The sequence below is a fragment of the Frateuria sp. GZRR35 genome (assembly GCF_051900415.1).
GTDB lineage: Bacteria > Pseudomonadota > Gammaproteobacteria > Xanthomonadales > Rhodanobacteraceae > Frateuria_A.
Genome location: NZ_JBHZGL010000005.1, coordinates 132127 through 149406, shown reverse-complemented (window position 1 = coordinate 149406; position 17280 = coordinate 132127). Strand labels below are relative to the sequence as shown.

General features: G+C 69.4%; 16 protein-coding genes and 1 riboswitch. Of the genes, 10 read left to right on the top strand and 6 right to left on the bottom strand.

The features are described 5' to 3' along the window. Positions 1–97: 97 nt before the first annotated feature. Positions 98–1090, bottom strand: coding sequence for a pteridine-dependent deoxygenase (locus ACFWZ3_RS08165; RefSeq protein ID WP_439707242.1), 993 nt, complete (start codon positions 1088–1090; stop codon positions 98–100). 90 nt (positions 1091–1180) lie between these two features. Between ACFWZ3_RS08165 and ACFWZ3_RS08160 the strand changes: the two genes are divergently transcribed. From ACFWZ3_RS08160 to fabG, 8 genes are all read left to right on the top strand, one after another. Next, positions 1181–1450: a phosphopantetheine-binding protein gene (locus ACFWZ3_RS08160; RefSeq protein ID WP_231350313.1), complete on the top strand. Its 270-nt coding sequence runs from the start codon at positions 1181–1183 to the stop codon at positions 1448–1450. Between the two features lie 85 nt (positions 1451–1535). Beyond that, positions 1536–2240, top strand: a complete 705-nt coding sequence (locus ACFWZ3_RS08155) for a xanthomonadin biosynthesis protein (RefSeq protein ID WP_439707241.1) — start codon at positions 1536–1538, stop codon at positions 2238–2240. Beyond that, a complete protein-coding gene (locus ACFWZ3_RS08150; protein ID WP_439707240.1) occupies positions 2237–2542 on the top strand; it encodes a hydroxymyristoyl-ACP dehydratase in 306 nt (101 codons plus the stop codon). The genes ACFWZ3_RS08155 and ACFWZ3_RS08150 overlap by 4 nt, the downstream gene beginning before the upstream one ends. Then, complete coding sequence (locus ACFWZ3_RS08145) at positions 2539–3492, top strand: LpxL/LpxP family acyltransferase (protein ID WP_439707239.1); 954 nt, start codon at positions 2539–2541, stop codon at positions 3490–3492. The genes ACFWZ3_RS08150 and ACFWZ3_RS08145 overlap by 4 nt, the downstream gene beginning before the upstream one ends. Next, the gene (locus tag ACFWZ3_RS08140; protein WP_439707238.1) at positions 3416–4054 is read left to right on the top strand and encodes a LolA-related protein; all 639 of its coding nucleotides are present in this window, start codon (positions 3416–3418) and stop codon (positions 4052–4054) included. The genes ACFWZ3_RS08145 and ACFWZ3_RS08140 overlap by 77 nt, the downstream gene beginning before the upstream one ends. A 1-nt stretch (position 4055) precedes the next feature. Next, positions 4056–6389: an MMPL family transporter gene (locus ACFWZ3_RS08135; RefSeq protein WP_439707237.1), complete on the top strand. Its 2334-nt coding sequence runs from the start codon at positions 4056–4058 to the stop codon at positions 6387–6389. Continuing rightward, positions 6373–6813: an ApeP family dehydratase gene (locus ACFWZ3_RS08130; protein WP_439707236.1), complete on the top strand. Its 441-nt coding sequence runs from the start codon at positions 6373–6375 to the stop codon at positions 6811–6813. Before ACFWZ3_RS08135 ends, ACFWZ3_RS08130 begins: the two co-directional genes overlap by 17 nt. Beyond that, on the top strand, positions 6810–7547 hold the full coding sequence (gene fabG, locus ACFWZ3_RS08125) for a 3-oxoacyl-ACP reductase FabG (protein WP_439707235.1): 738 nt from the start codon (positions 6810–6812) through the stop codon (positions 7545–7547). Before ACFWZ3_RS08130 ends, fabG begins: the two co-directional genes overlap by 4 nt. A gap of 558 nt (positions 7548–8105) precedes the next feature. On the opposite strand, the gene ACFWZ3_RS08120 is transcribed toward fabG, so the two are convergent. The 5 genes from ACFWZ3_RS08120 to ACFWZ3_RS08100 all read right to left on the bottom strand — a co-directional run bounded on the left by ACFWZ3_RS08120 (position 8106) and on the right by ACFWZ3_RS08100 (position 14786). After that, positions 8106–10001, bottom strand: a complete 1896-nt coding sequence (locus tag ACFWZ3_RS08120; RefSeq protein ID WP_439707234.1) for a M56 family metallopeptidase — start codon at positions 9999–10001, stop codon at positions 8106–8108. Positions 10002–10005: 4 nt separating this feature from the next. Next, positions 10006–10392: a BlaI/MecI/CopY family transcriptional regulator gene (locus ACFWZ3_RS08115; protein ID WP_439707233.1), complete on the bottom strand. Its 387-nt coding sequence runs from the start codon at positions 10390–10392 to the stop codon at positions 10006–10008. A 483-nt stretch (positions 10393–10875) separates the two neighbouring features. Further along, positions 10876–11883 carry a ribonucleotide-diphosphate reductase subunit beta gene (locus tag ACFWZ3_RS08110; RefSeq protein ID WP_439707232.1) on the bottom strand — a complete coding sequence of 336 codons (1008 nt, stop codon included), beginning with the start codon at positions 11881–11883 and terminating at the stop codon, positions 10876–10878. A gap of 260 nt (positions 11884–12143) precedes the next feature. Further along, entirely contained in the window at positions 12144–12362 is a 219-nt protein-coding gene (locus tag ACFWZ3_RS08105) for a hypothetical protein (RefSeq protein WP_439707231.1), read from the bottom strand. Between the two features lie 12 nt (positions 12363–12374). Further along, entirely contained in the window at positions 12375–14786 is a 2412-nt protein-coding gene (locus ACFWZ3_RS08100) for a ribonucleoside-diphosphate reductase subunit alpha (protein ID WP_439707230.1), read from the bottom strand. 244 nt (positions 14787–15030) lie between these two features. Beyond that, a riboswitch (cobalamin riboswitch) is annotated at positions 15031–15246 on the bottom strand. A gap of 170 nt (positions 15247–15416) precedes the next feature. On the opposite strand from ACFWZ3_RS08100, the gene ACFWZ3_RS08095 reads away from it, so the two are divergent. Both ACFWZ3_RS08095 and ACFWZ3_RS08090 read left to right on the top strand, forming a co-directional pair. Beyond that, on the top strand, positions 15417–16535 hold the full coding sequence (locus ACFWZ3_RS08095) for an SDR family oxidoreductase (protein ID WP_439707229.1): 1119 nt from the start codon (positions 15417–15419) through the stop codon (positions 16533–16535). Between the two features lie 4 nt (positions 16536–16539). Beyond that, complete coding sequence (locus tag ACFWZ3_RS08090) at positions 16540–17007, top strand: DUF421 domain-containing protein (RefSeq protein ID WP_439707228.1); 468 nt, start codon at positions 16540–16542, stop codon at positions 17005–17007. The last annotated feature ends 273 nt before the right edge of the window (positions 17008–17280 follow it).

Here is a 17280-nt window from a genome sequence, read left to right as displayed (position 1 = left end):
GGAGCGCGCGGGTACGCGATCTCCATGCATGAGCGTGCCGCACGGTCGCGCACGGGTGCGCTCCTACAAGGCGATACGCCGCTGCCAGGGATGTACGTCAGGCGTAGCGCCAGCCGTCGATTTCGACCAGCAGTTCGCTGCGGCAGATATCGCCGTGCAACAACAGCACCGGCACGCCGGGCAGGCGGTGGGCGATGAACTCGCGCACCTGCGCGGCATCGGCCGGGTGGCGGACGTAGGCCTTCAGCGGCGACTGCGTATCGAAGCCCGGTGCCAGCCGCCCGCGCGCCAGCAGCGCTTCAAGATTGGTGAAGGTCTCCTCCAGCTGCGCCTGCAGGTCGTCCTGGTGCGCCGAGGCGTGGCCGACCACGGCCGCAGTGCCGGAGATGGCCAGCGCGTCCTGCGCCGGCAGCAGCATCGCGCGGGCGAAGCTCGGCGGCGTGCGGCCGTACTGGCGTGGATAGCACCAGGCGCTGACCTGGCGCGGGTTCTCGATCCGCTCGCCCGGCTGATCGCAGGCCAGCAGGTAGACCTGCAGGCGGCCGGCGGGCTCGTGGTGCCCGATCGCGGTGGCGGCCGGGAAGCCCTCGGCGAAGAAATCGCCCATGCCGGCGGCGCGACCCTCGCAGAACAGCTTGTAGCGTTCCGCATCGCCTTCGCCCTGGTTGATCGCTTCCAGGTAATTCCAGATGCGCAGCACGTGCCGTTCCGGGCGGCTTTCGACCAGCCGGCGCAAGGCTTCGTAGGCATGCGTGGCCGCCGGGCAGGGGCCACCGTGGTCGTCCTCGTCCAGGTCCACTGCGGCGAACAGCCAGCCACCGCCGGCCGCCCAGCGCACGTCGCCGTCATGGCCGTGGTCCACCTCGGCATCCACCTGCCACAGCTCCAGCGACGCGGGCGCATCGAAACTTTCCAGCGCCACGCGGAACCAGCGCGGATCCTCTTCTGCCCGGGCGCCGCTGCCAAAACCGAACACCGCCAGCGTGCCGTACTCGGCCAGTGCGCTCGCCACGTCACCGCTGCGGTAGGCGACCCGAGGCGCGCGGCGCGGCAGCGGCTCGGCCAGTGCGTTTTCACAACCCTGCATCATGCCTTGCAAACCAGGAGCAACAGGGCCGCTATGTTACACTCCGCGCCTGTTGCCGCCGGGGGGAGGCACGCATGGGGTACGGAAAAAAGCATGGCAGAACAGACTGCGGCCCAGCACGAGCTGGCCACCTTGATCGTCCAGAGCCTCAACCTGGAATCGGTCGCGCCCGAGCAGATCGAGCCGGACGCCCCGCTGTTTGGCGGCGACCTGGGACTGGATTCGATCGACGCGCTGGAAATCGCGCTGGCGGTGTCCAAGCGCTACGGCTTCCAGCTGCGTTCGGACAATCCGGACAACAAGCGCATCTTCACCAGCCTGGCCACGCTCTCGGCGCACGTCGAGCAGAATCGCGCCGCCTGAGCCGGCGCGTCGGCGTCCTCGTGGCGCCCTCGCTCACCCGTCGCGCGGATCATCGCTCTTTCCCACTCTGATGCACGCGCACGTCATGTCCGATTTTCGGCGCCCCGGTGGGCGCCCGCTGCCGCTGTTGTTCGCCTATCCGCTGCTGGCCCTCGCCGGTGCGTTGCTGCACCGGCAGTTCCTGTCGCTGGCGGCGCTGTCGCTGCTGCTGGGCCTGCTGTGGTGGCCGGCCCTGCGCGAACGCCGCCCTGGCATCTGGCTGCTGTGGCTGGGCCTGTCGGGCGTGATGGCCGGGCTTGCCGCGCGAGGCCTGGCCTCGCTGCTGCTCGATGCGGTGCCGGTACTGCTCAACCTGCTGCTGGCGTGGGTGTTCGGTCGGACCCTGCAGGCTGGCCGCCAGCCGCTGGTGGCGCAGTTTATCGAGGCGATCGAAGGGCCGCCGCGGTTGCTCATGCCCGGCATTGCCCCGTACGCGCGCCGGCTCACTGCCTTCTGGAGCCTCCTGCTGACCGCCCAGGCGCTGCTGCTGGGCCTGCTGCTGTCCTGCCAGGTGCCCGGCGGGTTGCTCGAACGCGTCGGCGTGCCCTCGCCGTGGCCGCTGCCGCAGGCATGGGTGCAGGGCTACGTGCACCTGGGCGCCTACCTGCTGATGGCGGTGGTTTTCGCGCTGGAGTACGTGTTCCGTCGCTGGCACCTGCGGCACTTGCCGCACCTGAGCCTGCATGATTTGTTGCACCGGCTGGCGCTACGCTGGCCCCAGCTGATCCGCGGCAGGAACCGCGCGCCATGAGCACCGACAGCTACCACGCCACCTTCTCCTTCCCCGCCGGCCACCCGAGCCTGCCAGGCCATTTCCCCGGACGACCGCTGGTCGCCGGCGTGCTGCTGCTGGAGAAGGTCGCCGACGCCCTGCGCGTCTGGCGCGGCCAGCGTCTGGCCTGCGTGCGCGAGGCCAAGTTCGTCGCGCCGCTCAAGCCGGACGAGTCTGCCGAACTGCAATTGACGCCGTCCGGCGCGCAGGTACGCTTCGAGCTGCGCCGCGACGGTACCCTGCTGGCGCGCGGCCTGATCGAGGGAGCGACGGACGCATGACCCATCACTGGCAAAGCCGGCCCGAAGGCGGCGGACGCTTCGCGTTGTGGTTGATCCGCAATATCGCGCTGTACGGCGGGCGGCGGTTCGGGCGGCTGTTCCTGTACCCGATCACGCTGTACTTCTTCCTGCGCCGCGGTCCCGAGCGCGCCGCCTCGCGCGCGTATCTCTCGCGCGTGTTCGGACGGCGGGCGTCGGCGTGGCAGGTGATGCGGCACATCCATTGCTTCGCCGCCACGATCATGGACCGGATCTTCCTGCTCGCCCACGGCGAGAAGCCCTTCGAGATCGAGACGGTCGGGCTGGAGATGCTCGACGAGCGCCTGGCGCTCGGTCGCGGCGTGCTGCTGTTCGGTTCGCACCAGGGCAGCTTCGAGGCCTTGCGCGCGATCGGCGCGCGACGCCCGCAGATGCCGCTGCGCGTGCTGCTGGACAAGCAGAAGACCCCGGCGATGACCGAGCTGCTCGAAGCGCTGGCGCCGGAAGTGGGCGCGTGCGTGATCGATGCCTCGCAGGATGGCACCTCGATCACCCTGGCCATCGCCGAGGCCTGCCAGCAGGGTGCGCTGGTCGCGCTGCTGGCCGATCGCGGGCGTAGCCACGAGGCGTTGCGGCACGTGCCGTTCCTCGGGCAGAGCGCGCCGTTCCCGGTCGGTCCCTGGCTTCTGGCCCATTCGCTGAAGGTGCCGGTGGTTCTGTGCTTCGGCCTGTACATGGGCGGCCGCCGCTACCGCCTGGTGTTCGAGCCGATGGCCGACCAGGTGGACATTCCGCGCCACGACCGCGGCCCGGCACTGGATGCGCTCATCGCCCGTTATGCCCAGCGGTTGGAGCATTACGTCCACGTCGCCCCCTACAACTGGTTCAACTTCTATGACTTCTGGCAGCAAGATCAGCGCGGCGCTGTGCATCCTGGCCCTGACCTGCTCGGCGAACGCCTCGGCACCTGACGCCACCGACGCGCTGATCGGCCAGCTCGGCCGCCCCGCGCCCGCGCGCACCGCCTTCGCCGAAGCGCGTTTCATGCAGGTGCTGGAGCGGCCGCTGGTGGTTTCCGGCGAGCTGGCCTGGCTGGGCGGCGACACGCTCGAACGCCACGTCACCACGCCGCATGAGGAAACCGCGCGCATCGCCGACGGCAAGGTCACGCAGCAGCGCGAAGGCAAGGGCGAGCGCAGCTTCTCGCTGGAGCGCGCGCCGCAGCTGAAGGTGCTGGTGGACAGCTTCGTGGCGCTGCTCGGCGGCGACCCGGGCCGCCTGCGCCAGGCCTTCGCGATCGCCCGCCGCGGCGATGCCACGGGGGCCTGGACGCTGACCCTCACGCCGCGCGACCTGGAGGTCGCGCGCACCGTCGCCACCATTCGCATCGACGGCGAGGGCAATCAGGCGCGCTGCATGTGGATGCGGGAAGCCGATGGCGATGTCGCCGTCGACCTGCTCGGCAAGCTCGCGGCGAAGATGCCGTCCGAGCCCACCCGCGAGGCGCTCGCCGCGCTCTGCAAGGGCGCCTGACATGCCCCTGCGCGCGCGCGTCGCGCTGCTGGCCGGATGGCTGCTGGTCCTTGCCCTGCTCGGCCTGTGGGTGGTCAAACACCTGCAGGTCAGCTCCGACCTGCGCAGCTTCATGCCTGCGCCAACCACGCCCGACCAGCGCCTGCTGATGGAGCAGGTCGGCGAGGGTCCAGGCTCGCGCCTGTTGCTGCTGGCGATCACCGGCAAGGATGACGCCACGCTGGCGAAGCTGAGCCAGGCGCTCGCCACCAGGCTCAAGGGCGATCCGCGCTACGCACAGGTGCTCAACGGCAGCTTCGATCTCACAGCGCTCGACCCGAAGCTGCTGCCCTACCGCTACCTGCTCTCGCCCACGCTGGACACGCACGCGCTGGACGCAGAGTTCCTGGCCGATGAACTGCAACAGCGCCTGGACGAACTCGGCTCGCCCGCGGCCAGCCTGTTCAAGGGCCTGCTGCCGCGCGATCCCACGCTGGAAGTGCTCAAGCTCGCGCAGCGCTGGGCCCCGGCGCGCTCGCCGCAGATCCGCGACGGCGTGTGGTTCTCGCCACAGGGCGAGGCGCTGCTGCTGGTGCAGACACGCGCGGCCGGCTTCGATCCGGAGGCGCAGCAGGCAGCCATCGCCGGCATCGCGCAAACGTTGCATGCCTTGCCGGGCGGCGGCGATGCGAAGCTGATCGTCTCCGGGCCCGGCTACTTCAGCGTGGTCGCCAGCACGCAGACCCGCGAGCAGGCCGACTGGATCGGCCGCATCTCGACGATCGGGTTCATCGCCCTGCTGCTGCTCGCCTACCGCAGCATCGGCTCGCTGCTGCTGGCCGCGCTGCCAGTGGCCAGCGGCGCGCTGGGCGGCATCGCCGCGCTGACCGTCATCTACCCGCAGGTGCACGGCATCACGCTGGCGTTCGGTTTCACCCTGCTCGGCGTGGCGCAGGAGTACCCGATCCGCGTGTTGAGCCACCGCCGCGCCGGCGAGGACGCGGTGGCCAGCGTGCGCGACCTGTGGCCGCTGCTGCTCACTGCGATCGCCTCGGCGTGCATCGCCTACCTCGCTTTCTACGCGTCGGGTGTCAACGGCCTGAAGCAGCTGGCCGTGTTCACCATCGTCGGCCTGCTCGCCGCCGGCTTCAGCACGCGCTACCTGCTGCCGTACCTGCTGCCGGCGCGGGTGCGCGACGTCGCCGCGCTGCCGTGGCTCAAGCGCCTGCGCACGGCGGCCGACGCGTTGCCGCGGCCGCGCTGGATTCCCTGGGCGGTGGCCGTGCTGATCGTCGCACTGCTCGCGCTGGGGCGCGGGCCGTTCTGGCAGAACGATCTGGCCGCGCTCACCCCGCTACCGACCGACCTGCTGCAGCGCGACGCCCGCCTGCGCGCGGCGCTGGGCGCGCCGGACGTGCGTTACCTGCTGGTGCTGGAAGCGTCGACGCCCGAGGCCGTGCTTGCGCTGTCAGAGAAACTCGAGCCGAAGGTGGACGCGCTGGTCGCGGGCAAGGCGGCCGACGCCATCGAGCTGCCCTCGCGCTACCTGCCCAGCGCGGCGACGCAGCTTGCGCGCCAGCACAAGCTCCCGCACCGCGCGACGCTGGAACAGGCGCTCGCGCAGGCCACCGACGGCCTGCCGTTCCGGCGCGACCTGTTCGCGCCGTTCGTGGCCGACGTGGAAACCGCGCGCAGCCTGCCACCGCTCACGCCACAGGCGTTCGCGGCCAGCCCGCTGGGCCAGCGCCTGGCCGCGATGCTGGTCGAGCGCGATGGCCACTGGCTGGGCCTGGGTACCGTCAGCGGCGTGCACGATGCCGCGGCGCTGGCGACCCTGGCGCAAGGCGGCAGCGGCGCCGTGCGCGTGCTCGACCTCAAGGGCGCCGCCGAATCGCTGGTGGTCGCCTACCGCACGCGCATCCTGCAGGCCTTGCTCGTCGCCACGATCCTGCTGGTGCTGACCATCAGCCTGGCCCTGCGCAGCCTTCGCCGCGCCTGGCACGTGCTCGCGCCGATGACCCTGGCGACCTTCCTGGTACTGGCGGTCGAGCGCGTGGCCGGCGTGCAGGTCTCGCTGTTCCACCTGGTCGCGCTGATCCTGGCCGGCGGATTGGGGCTGCACTACGCACTGTTCTTCGAACGCGACACCGGCGACGCGGCCGAGCAGCGGCGCACGCTGCACGCCACCCTGGTGTGCGTGCTGTCCGCGCTGCTGGTATTCGGCATGCTGGCCTGGGCCACCATCCCGGTGCTGCGCGCGATCGGCCTTACCGTGAGCCTGGGCGTGGCCTTCCATTTCTGCCTTTCCATCCTGATGGCGCCGCACGCGCAGGCCGGACATGCTGCCGAAGAGTGACTGGGCGCACCTGATCCCGCACGCCGGCGGCATGTGCCTGCTCGATACGGTGCTCGACTGGGACGCGGACACCCTCCACGCCACCAGCGAGGGCCATGCGCGGGCCGACCACCCGCTGCGCGGCCCGGATGGCCTGCACGCGGTGCACCTGGCCGAATACGGCGCGCAGGCGATGGCCGTGCACGGCGCCTTGCGCGCGCGGGCGCAGGGCGTCGAAACGGTGCGTCCGGGCATGCTGGTGAGCCTGCGCGAGGTGCGGCTGGCGGTCGAGCACGTCTCCGCAAATGGACGCCTGGACGTCCATGCGCAGTGTCTCTACGCCGATGATGCCGGCGCGCAGTACACCTTCCGCGTCGAGCAGGGCGGGCAGCTGCTGGCCAGCGGCCGCGCCGCGGTGATCCATCCCGAAGGACCGATGCCATGAACACGAATCCCTCTTCCCGCCGTGCCCTCGTCACCGGCGGAAGCGGCGACCTCGGTGGCGCGATCTGCCGCGCGCTGGCGACGGCCGGCTACCAGGTGATCGTGCACGCCAACACCTGGCCCACGCGCGCCGAAGCGGTGGCGGCGGCGATCCGTGAGGAAGGCGGGCAGGCCAGTGCGATCGCCTTCGACGTCACCGATGGCGTCGCCACGCACGCCGCGCTGGAAGGGCTGCTGGCCGACGGCCCGATCCACGCCGTGGTCAGCAACGCCGGCGCGCACGACGACGCGCCGATGGCCGGCATGCGCGCCGAGCAGTGGCAGCGGGTCATCGACATTTCGCTCAACGGTTTTTTCCACGTCGTGCAGCCGCTGCTGCTGCCGATGGCGCGCGTGAGCTTCGGCCGCGTGGTGGCGGTGGGCTCGGTGGCGGGCCAGGTCGGCAACCGTGGCCAGGCCAACTACGCCGCGGCCAAGGCGGGCCTGCACGGCGCGGTGAAGTCGCTCGCGCGCGAGATGGCCTCGCGCGGCATCACCGCCAACGTGGTGGCGCCCGGCGTGATCGAGGGGCGGATGATCGGCGAGGCGTTCCCGCCCGAGCGCCTCCGCGAGATGGTACCGGCGCAGCGCGCCGGCAAGCCGGAGGAAGTCGCTGCGCTGGTGGCGTTCCTTTGCTCGGACGCGGCCGGCTACATCAACGGCCAGGTGATCGGTATCAACGGCGGCATGGCTTGACGCGATCGGGCAACGGCTGTCCCGAGCCTCCTCGCTAACGCCGGGCTCGGCCCCACTGCGGCGCCAACTACCGAGCCTTCCCCCGCGAACGCGGGGGAAGGTGCCGACAGGCGGATGGGGGCGCTTTTGGGCGATATCCGCAGGGAGCGTTTTTCGCAAGACCTCCCCCCATCCGCCCTTCGGGCACCTTCCCCCGTAAACGGGGGAAGGACTAGGCAGCTCTCCAGCCCGCGCAACGCGACGGGACTTGGTCAACCGCGGCGCCAACTACCGAGCCTTCCCCCGCGAACGCGGGGGAAGGCGCCGACAGGCGGACGGGGACGCATTTGGGCGATATCCGCAGGGAGAGTCTTTCGCAAGACCTCCCCCCATCCGCCCTTCGGGCACCTTCCCCCGTAAACGGAGGAAGGATTCGGTAACCACTCTTTTCCAGCCGGCGCAAGCGATGGGGCTTGGTCCACCGCGGCGCCAACTACCGAGCCTTCCTCCGCGAACGCGGGGGAAAGGATTCGGTAAACGCTCGTATCCGTCCCTGCAACCGCGACGGAGCTCGCCATCTCAGCCGCGGGCCGGTTGTGCCTTGCCCGTGCGGATGGCTTCCTGCAATAGCTGCTCCATCTGCTGCTCGGCCTTGTGAGTAACGTCCTGCTGGCGTTGTGCGAGCTTCTGCTGCTGCGCATCGAAAGCTGCCTGCTGCGATTCCAGTTCGCGCTGCTTTGCGGCGATGTCGTGCCGCATGGCGGCGTGCCGCTGCTCGAGCCGGGCCTGCCGCTGCTCGAGCGAACGCTGGCGTGCCTCATGCGCACGGGCGGCGGCTTCCTCCGAGCCTGCGCCGACTTCCACCGCCTCGGCAGCAAGTTCGGCTGCCTGGCCGGCAAGTTCCGCCTGTTGGCGGGCAAAGTCTGCGTCACGCTCGGCCAGCCCGGCCTGCTGGCCGGCCAGGCGTCCTTGCTCCCCGGCCAGCCTGCCCTGTTCGCTCGCCATGTCGGTCACCGGCGCGTAGATCGCCTTGGCCTGCGCGATCACAGCCGGGTCGTGCACGACATACGTCTTGTCTTCATGCCGGAACCAAACCAGGGGGTCGCCGCCACGATGCATCCGCTGCGCGGCGGACACGTCGGCCCGGGTACCGCTGATGATCGTGGTGTCGCCATCGAAGATCGCCAGGCCACTGCGCGCACCCGCGTCCATCTCGACATGCACCTGGTTGCCGAAGCTGGCCAGGCCCGGCGGCGGGGGCGGCGGGGGCGAGGGCGGAGCCGGCGGAGCGGGGGGCGCCGGCGGCAGCGCGGGAGGAGCCGGTGGTGGCGGCGGCGGGATGCGGACGTGCGCTGCCCGGGTGGCCGGTGTCGGCCGTGCAGCGGGTGACGCAGACGCCGCGGGCGCCGGCCGTGCTGCCGGAAGCGGCGTCGCAACCGGTGTTGGGGTGGCTGGCGCAACCGCACTGCCGGCGGTGACGCGGTAGGGCACCACGCCCGCCACCGCGATCGCAACAAGCAGCAGCCAGCCGCGGCTGCGGCGGGAAGTGGCCTCGATGTGCTGCAACATGGTCAGTCGCCTCTTGAGGTTGTGGAACGTGGGGGACGCACCGGCCAGGCCGGAGGGGAGCGGTGTGGCCACGCCCAGCCGCAGCAGCAGCCGACCGTAGGCCTGTGGGGCGCCGCCGGTCGCAGCGAGCGCCTGGGCGTCGCAGGCGGCCTCGCGGCTGAGCGCGTATTCGCGCATCGCCCAGGCCACCAGCGGATGGAAGAAGAACAGCCGTTGCGCCAGCGCGGGGATCCACCCCAGCCACAGGTCGCCGCGGCGCAGGTGCGCCAGTTCGTGCGCGATGGCCATCGCCGTCTCCTCGTCGGAGAGGCGTGCGTCGGCCGGAAACAGCACCAGGGGATGCCAGGCACCGAGTACCTGCGGCGAGCCGATGCTCGGCGAGAGCGCAAGCTGTGGCGCGCGGCGCAGGCCCAATCGCCCGGCCAGCGCCTGGCAGGCGCCCTGCCAGGCCGCTGGCGCCGGCTGTGCCCCGATACGGGCCCGTGCGACACGCCAGCGTTGACGCACGACCTGTGCGATCTGCAGTGCCACGCCGCCGAGCCAGGCCGCAAGCAGCAGCGCAGCCCATGGGAATGGCGGTTCCTGCGCGGGCAGGTCGGTGGCCGCGGTCGTCATCGGCGTCGTGTGGGTCGCCATCGGCAGCATCACGACCGGGGGCGCGCGCGTGACCATGACCGGCGATTCCTTGGGCGCCGGCAGCCAGTGCAACTGCAACGGCGCGTGCCAGGCCAGGCCCAGCACCAGCTGCGCGCCGACCAGCCACCAGAGCATGCAGCGCACCGCGGCCGGCAGCCGCGGGAGCAGGCGGCAGACCAGGGCAACCGCGCCGATCAGCAGGCACGCCTGCGCCGAGGTCCACAGCAGACGGGCCGAAAGCGCGTCGAGCAAACCGGCAAAGAGAGACATGGCTTTAGGACTCCTTGCGCCGTGACTGCAACTGCGCCACCAGCGCCTCCAGTTCAGCCAACTCGGTGTCGCTCACTTCGGCGCGTTCGGACAGGTAGGCGACGAACGGCGAAACCGAGCCGCTCAGGGTTTTCTCCACGAAACTGCCGACCGCGTGGCGCATGGCCTCGCCGGGCGCGGTCGCCGGGCTGTAGCGGTAGACGCCACCGGCCTGGCGGCGCTTGAGGTAACCCTTGCCGCGCAGGCGCTCCATCATGGTCAGCACGGTCGAGCGGGCCAGGCCACGCGTTTCGCCGAAGCCGGCGGCGACCTCACCGACCGAGGCGGGGGCGTGTTCGGCCAGGTAATGGAGCAGGGCGAGTTCCTGGTCACCGATGGTGGGGCGGGGCATGGCGGCTTTCCTGACTACAGTTGTAGTCAAGCTAGCGCTGACTACATTTGTAGTCAATAGGTCGATGGTTTAGCGGATAAGGCCCCCTCGTCCCTGTGGAGAGCGGGCTGGGCCCGGTTGGCTCCCTCTCCCCCAGCACTTATCAGGGATGGGGGAGAGGGCTGGGGTGAGAGGGCACGGCTTGCGGGGAGGGCCGGCGGGAGCGCTGCGGAAAAGCCTCGCCGTTTCGAATACCCCGGCGAGCCCCGGCCCCTCACCCCAACCCTCTCCCCGCAGGGGAGAGGGAGCTGGGAGGTCTATGGCAGGGGGATGTGGGGGCCGCCGGTAAAGACCGTCTGCCGCCCGCCGAGTGCGTGCACTCCCGGCCATCGATGCCGCGCGGATGCCGGCGTTCGATGCCGGTAATCGACAGCAGCGGGCTGTGGGCAGCACGTCACCCAAGCCAGGCTCATCGGTGCCTCGCGCATGCGAGACATGAGCCTCTCAGAACGCCATGTCGAACGCCACTTCGCCCTGCACGCCGACCTGGTAGGCCGACACCCGCCGTTCGAAGAAGTTGGTGACTTCCTGCACGTCCTGCAGGTCCATGAAGTCGAACGGGTTGGTGGCGCCGTATTTCTTCGGCAGGCCGAGCTGCACCAGGCGCTGGTCGGCGCAGTACTCCAGGTACTGGCGCATGTCCTTGACCGACAGCCCGGCCACGCCGCCGGAGAGCACGTCGTGCGCGAATTGCGTCTCGCAGTCGATGGCTTCCTCCAGCATCTGCTCGACCTGCAGGCGCAGCTCATCGTCGAACAGCTCAGGCTCCTCCGCGCGCACGGTGCGCACCACTTCAAAGGCAAAGGCCATGTGGCCCGATTCGTCGCGGAACACCCAGTTGGTGCCGGAGGCCAGCCCGTGCAACAGGCCGCGCGAGCGCAGGTAGTAGACGTAGGCGAAAGCGGCGTAGAAGAACAGGCCCTCGATGCAGGCGGCAAAGCAGATCAGGTTCAGCAGGAACTGCCGGCGCTGCTCGCGGGTTTCGATGCGGCGCAGATGGTGGACCGAATCGATCCACCGGAAGCAGAACGCGCCCTTGGCGCGGATCGAGGGAATCGCCTCGATCGCCGCGAACGCCTTGTGCCGCTCGGCCGGGTCGGGAATATAGGTATCCAGCAGGGTCAGGTAGAACTGCACGTGCAGCGCTTCCTCGTACAGCTGGCGCGAGAGGTACATGCGCGCTTCGGGCGCGTTGACGTGCTGGTAGAGGTTGAGCACCAGGTTATTGGCCACGATGGTGTCGCCCGTGGCGAAGAAGGCGACCAGTCGTTGGATCAGGTGGCGCTCGGCGGGCCCCATTTTGCCGTTGAGATCGTTGAGGTCGGGCGCGAAGTCGACCTCGTCCACCGTCCAGGTGTTGCGAATGGCGGCGCGGTACATCTCATAGAACGCCGGGTAGCGCATCGGGCGCAGGGTGAGGGCGTAGCCGGGGTCGAGCAGTTGGCTGGTCATGGGTGTGCCTTTGATTCTTCTTTCTCCCCTTCGGGAGAAGGTGCCCGAAGGGCGGATGAGGGTGCGGACCTTGCGCGGGATTCGGACGCACGGTCCTTCGGCTTGGGCGGTGCGCGCTTACGCGCGGGGCGAGCGCGCTTCGTGCACGCGGACACCCTCCTGTAGGAGCGCACCCTGTGCGCGACCGGACGTCCAGACTGCGTCGTTCGTGGTAGGGGCCGTACCCTCACCCCCGCGGTGTCCCGGTGGCAGAAAGGCTTTCAGACCTCGTAGTCGTCGTGGACGAACTTGCTGATGTACGTGGCCAGGCCCTCGCCCGCTTCCGCCAGGATCTGCATGTTCCGCACGTGCTCGGCACCCGCGCTGGCTGCCGAATACCGGTAATCCTTGCCGTTGACGAACCAAACCTGGATCCAGTCGGCGCCCAGTTCGTAGGCGACTACCCCCGAATGGCCGTCCAGATTGCGATATGGCTGCATGCGCCTCTCCCATCACTGGCAGGCCTCGCAATACTCCGGATTCTCCAGTGAACAGAACACCGCTGCGCTCGCCTGTTGCTGGTCCGGCGCGGCGACGGTGGTCTTGGCGATCTTCGTCGCCGGGCGCGAGCGCAGGTAATAGGTGGTCTTGATGCCCGCCTTCCAGGCGTACATGTACATCGAGGAAAGCTGCCCGATGTTTGGATTCTCCATGAACAGGTTCAGCGACTGGCTCTGGTCGATATACGCCCCGCGCGCGGCGGCCAGGTCGATCAAGGCCTTCTGCGGCAGCTCCCATACGGTGCGGTAGACCTGGCGCAGGCGCTCGGGAATCGCCGCGATGCCCTGGATCGAGCCCTCGGCCAGCTTGATCGCGTCGCGCACCTCGGCGGTCCACAGCCCCAGTGTCTTGAGCTCCTCGACCAGATAGCGGTTGACCACCAGGAAGTCGCCCGAGAGCGTCTCGCGCTTGAACAGGTTGGACACCTGCGGCTCGATGCACTCGTAGCAGCCGGCGATCGAGGCAATGGTGGCGGTGGGCGCGATGGCGATCAGCAGCGAGTTGCGTAGGCCGCCGGCCTGGATGCGCGCACGCAAGGCATCCCAGCGCGCGGAGTCGCTGACTGACGCCTGCGGCCAGTAGTCGAACTGCAGCTCGCCGCGGGCGGCGCGGGTCTGGCCGAAGCCCGGGTGCGGGCCGGCCTGCTCGGCCAGCGTGCAGGACTCGTCCAGCGCGTGGAAGTAGATTTCCTCGGCGATGCGGGTCGACAGCGCCAGCGCCTCGGCCGAGTCGAACGGCAAGCGAAGCTGGAACAACGCATCCTGCAGGCCCATCACGCCCAGGCCCACGGGACGCCACTTCTGGTTGGCGCGCCGGGCCGTCGCGATCGGATAGAAGTTGAGGTCGATCACCCGGTCGAGCTGCCGCACGGCGGTGCGCACGGTGTCGGCGAGCTTGTCGAAGTCGAAGGCGCCATCGCCGAGGTGGCGCGCCAGGTTGATCGAGCCCAGGTTGCACACCGCCGTCTCGTCGGTGCCGGTGACTTCCAGGATTTCCGTGCACAGGTTGGACAGGTGGATCACGTTGTCCGGCTCGGCCGTCTGGTTGCCGGTGGCGTTGCAGCGATCCTTGAAGGTCATCCAGCCGTTGCCGGTCTGCGCCAGCGTGCGCAGCATGCGCGCGTAGAGCTCGCGCGCCTTGACCGTCTTCACGGCAAGGCCCGCCGCTTCCGCGTCGCGGTAGGCGCGCTCGAAGGCCACGCCCCACAGGTCCACCAGTTGCGGCACCGCCTTCGGATCGAACAGCGACCAGTCGCCGTCGGCCTCGACGCGGCGCATGAACTCGTCGGGGATCCAGTTGGCGAGATTCAGGTTGTGCGTGCGCCGTGCCTCGTCGCCGGTGTTGTCGCGCAGCTCCAGGAACTCCTCGACGTCGGCGTGCCAGGGCTCGACGTACACGCAGCACGCACCCTTGCGCTTGCCGCCCTGGTTGACCGCGGCGACCGAGGCATCGAGCGTCTTCAGCCACGGCACCAGCCCGTTGGAATGGCCATTGGTGCCGCGGATCAGCGAGCCGCGCGAGCGCACGCGGGTGAACGCCAGGCCAATGCCGCCGGCGAACTTGGACAGCTTGGCGACGTCCGCGTACTTGTCGTAGATCGCTTCCAGCGAATCGGCCGGCGAGTCGAGCAGGAAGCAGGAAGAGAGCTGCTCGTGCGCGGTGCCCGCATTGAACAGTGTGGGTGAGCTGGGGATGTAGTCGAGCGAGGAAAACAGGCGGTAGAGCTCCAGCGCCTCGCCCACGTCGTTGCCGCCGAGCGCGCAGGCGATCCGCATGAAGAAGTGCTGCGACGTCTCGATCACCTTGCGCGTCTGTGGGTGGCGCAGCAGGTAGCGGTCGTACACCGTGCGCAGGCCGAAGTACTCGAAGCGGCGGGTCGCGAGCGGATCGATCGCGTCGTTCAACTTGCGCGCGTGCGCGGTGACGAAATCGCGCAGGCGCGCGTTGAGCAGGCTTAAGCTCGCGCCGCGCGCGATCGACTGCGAGAAGCTCTGGATCTCCTGCCCGCGCACTTCCTTGTCGATGTAGGCGCCGAGCAGGCGCGCGGCGAGCTGGCCGTATTCGGGCTCCTCCGCGGTGAGCGCGGCGGCGGTACGGATCGAGAGCTGGTCCAGCTCCGCCGTGCTGGCGCCGTCGTACAGGCCGCCGATGGTTTTCAGCGCCACGCGCAGCGGGTCGACCGCGTGCAGACCATCGGCGTTGCGCGTTACCGCGCGCACGATCTTGTTGACGTCCACGCTTTCGGTGGCGCCGTTGCGCTTGGTCACGCGCATCTGCGCGGGACTGTGCGGAGGGGTCAGGGCAAAGCTGTCGTCGGCATGCGCGGGCGTGCCTTCGGGGGAAGGAGTGTCGAGGGTGTCCATGCGGAAGCTCCGGAAGGGAAGCCGCCGCGCCGATACGGAGGAGAACGCACCGACGCGACGGTTCCGAAAACGTCAAACGCCTGCTCCCGCGCGCAGGGCCTGAGGGCTCGCTTCCGATGGACGGCACGCCCCACGCGGGCGCCAGAACGCCCGCATGCGACGCGCCTCCCCGCGGAAGCGGTCACCCGCGCTGGGTCGCGACAGGGTCGGGCGGCCGCGTCTCATGGAGCGCGACCGCCGGCCCATGGGGCCCGGCGTGCCGGCAGGTCTTCGGACTCGCGGACACCGGATCGTTCGATCCGTCCTACTTGCCCTCGCTTCCCAGGCGCTGCGGCCCAGTGCATGTGAGGACGTTCGTTTCCGCTTACCGCTGCGGGGCAGTTCCGGATTCGCACCGGATTCCCTTTTAAGCCCGACCGACAGTCGCGTCTGGACGGGCACCGACGAGACACAACATATCGGGGAGGTTGGCGGCGGTCAACCCATGATTTAGTGGTGCGAAGCTGAGGTCGAGTCTGCCGCCGACATCCCGGCTACACCTATTTGTAGGAGCCCGCTTGCGGGCGATGCTTTGGATGCAGGGGCACAAAAGCGTCGCCTACAAGTCGGCTCCCACGGGCTGTCCGACGAGTGCTGACAACGCCGCGCTCACCTGTCCGCCACGAGTGCGTGCCTATCGTCGCGAGCCATACCCAGCCACAACGGGAGCGGATGATGGCCACGACGAAAACCGCCAGGCGCGGCACCGGCACCGGCACCGGCAAGGCGGTAGCGAAAGAGCGGCAGGTGCAATCGCAGATCGATGCCGAGGACAAGCAGAAGCAGAAGGCCAAGGCGAGCAAGTCCGCGAGCAAGAAGAGCGCCGCCAAGAAACAGCCCGGCCAGACCAGCCCTCGCCCCAAACCGCGTCCGCCGCTGCCCGAGCAGCATCTGAGCAAGCCCGGCAAGGAGGCGAAGCTCAAGCCCCGCCCGCAGTTCGAGGCGCCCGACTACCGCGGCAGCGGCAAGCTCCAAGACATGGGCGCGATCATCACCGGCGCCGATTCGGGCATCGGCCGCGCGGTGGCGGTGTTGTTCGCGCGCGAGGGCGCGGACGTGGCGGTGGTGTACCTGTCCGAGGACGAGGACGCGCGCGAAACCAAACGCTACGTGGAGAAGGAGGGCCGCCGCTGCCTGCTTATCCGCGGGGACGTAAAGGATCCAGACTTCTGCGAGCAGGCGGTGCAACAGACCGTGGACGAGTTCGGCCGTCTGGACGTCCTGGTGAACAACGCGGCGTTCCAGGAACACGCCGACGCGCTGGAGGACATCACCGAAGAACACTTCGACCTCACCATGCGCACCAACATCTATGGCTATTTCCACATGGCCAGGGCGGCGCTGCCGCACCTGCACGAGGGCAGCGCGATCATCAACACCGGCTCGGAAACCGGCCTGTTCGGCAACGCGCACCTGCTCGACTACTCGGCCACCAAGGGCGCGATCCATGCCTTCACCATGTCGCTGGCGAGCAACCTGGTGTCGCGCGGCATCCGCGTCAACGCGGTGGCGCCGGGCCCGGTGTGGACGCCACTCAATCCCGCCGACAAGTCGGCCAAGCAGGTGGCCAAGTTCGGCCAGCAGAACCCGTGGGGCCGACCGGCACAACCGGAGGAGCTCTCGCCTGCGTACGTGTTCCTGGCCGCGCCCAGCTGTTCGAGCTATATCAGCGGCGCGATCCTCCCGGTGATGGGCGGCTCGACGGGCTGACGTCATGCACCTGTCGGACCCGTGGTGGGTGTATGCGCTGCGCGGGGCAGGCGTCTACCTTGGCCTGCTGGTCCTGCTGCGGCTGCTGGGCAAGCGCTCATTCGGCGAGATGACCACCTTCGACATCGTGGTGCTGATGCTGGTCGGCGGCACCTTGCGCACCGCGATCATCGGCGACGACAAGGCGCCGCTGGCGGCGATCATCGGCGTGCTGGCGATCTTCCTGCTGGACAAGGGCATCGCCTGGACCTGCGCGCGCTGGGCCGGCCTGGACCGGCTGGTCGAGGGCAAGGCCAGCCTGCTGGCGCGCGACGGCAAGGTGATCGAGGGCTCGTTGCGCAAGCACGACATGTCCGAGGAAGCCTTCCGCCGCGTACTGCGCGAGAAAGGCTTGCGCGAAGTGGGCGACGTGGCTGAAGTGCGGCTGGAGGCCAACGGCAAGATCAGCGTGCTGAAGGCCTCGAAGCAGTAGCCCGGGCGTCCGGCCGCGAACTGTCGCCAACTCCGGGTGCCCGCGGTAAAGCGGCGGCAGCTCCTCCAGGAGCAAGAGGGATCACCAGGCAAAGTGAAGTGCGCGCAGCGCTTATCCCCCGCCGGGCTTAGTCGCCATCTCTTTTGGGAGGTTCGCCGCAGGCGAGCCAAGTCGCGGGGAGACTCGCAAGAACGACAAGTAAGGCAGCGCTCTCGCAGGCATTCCCGCGAGCCCCGGCCCCTCACCCCACCCTCTCCCCGGAGGGGAGAGGGA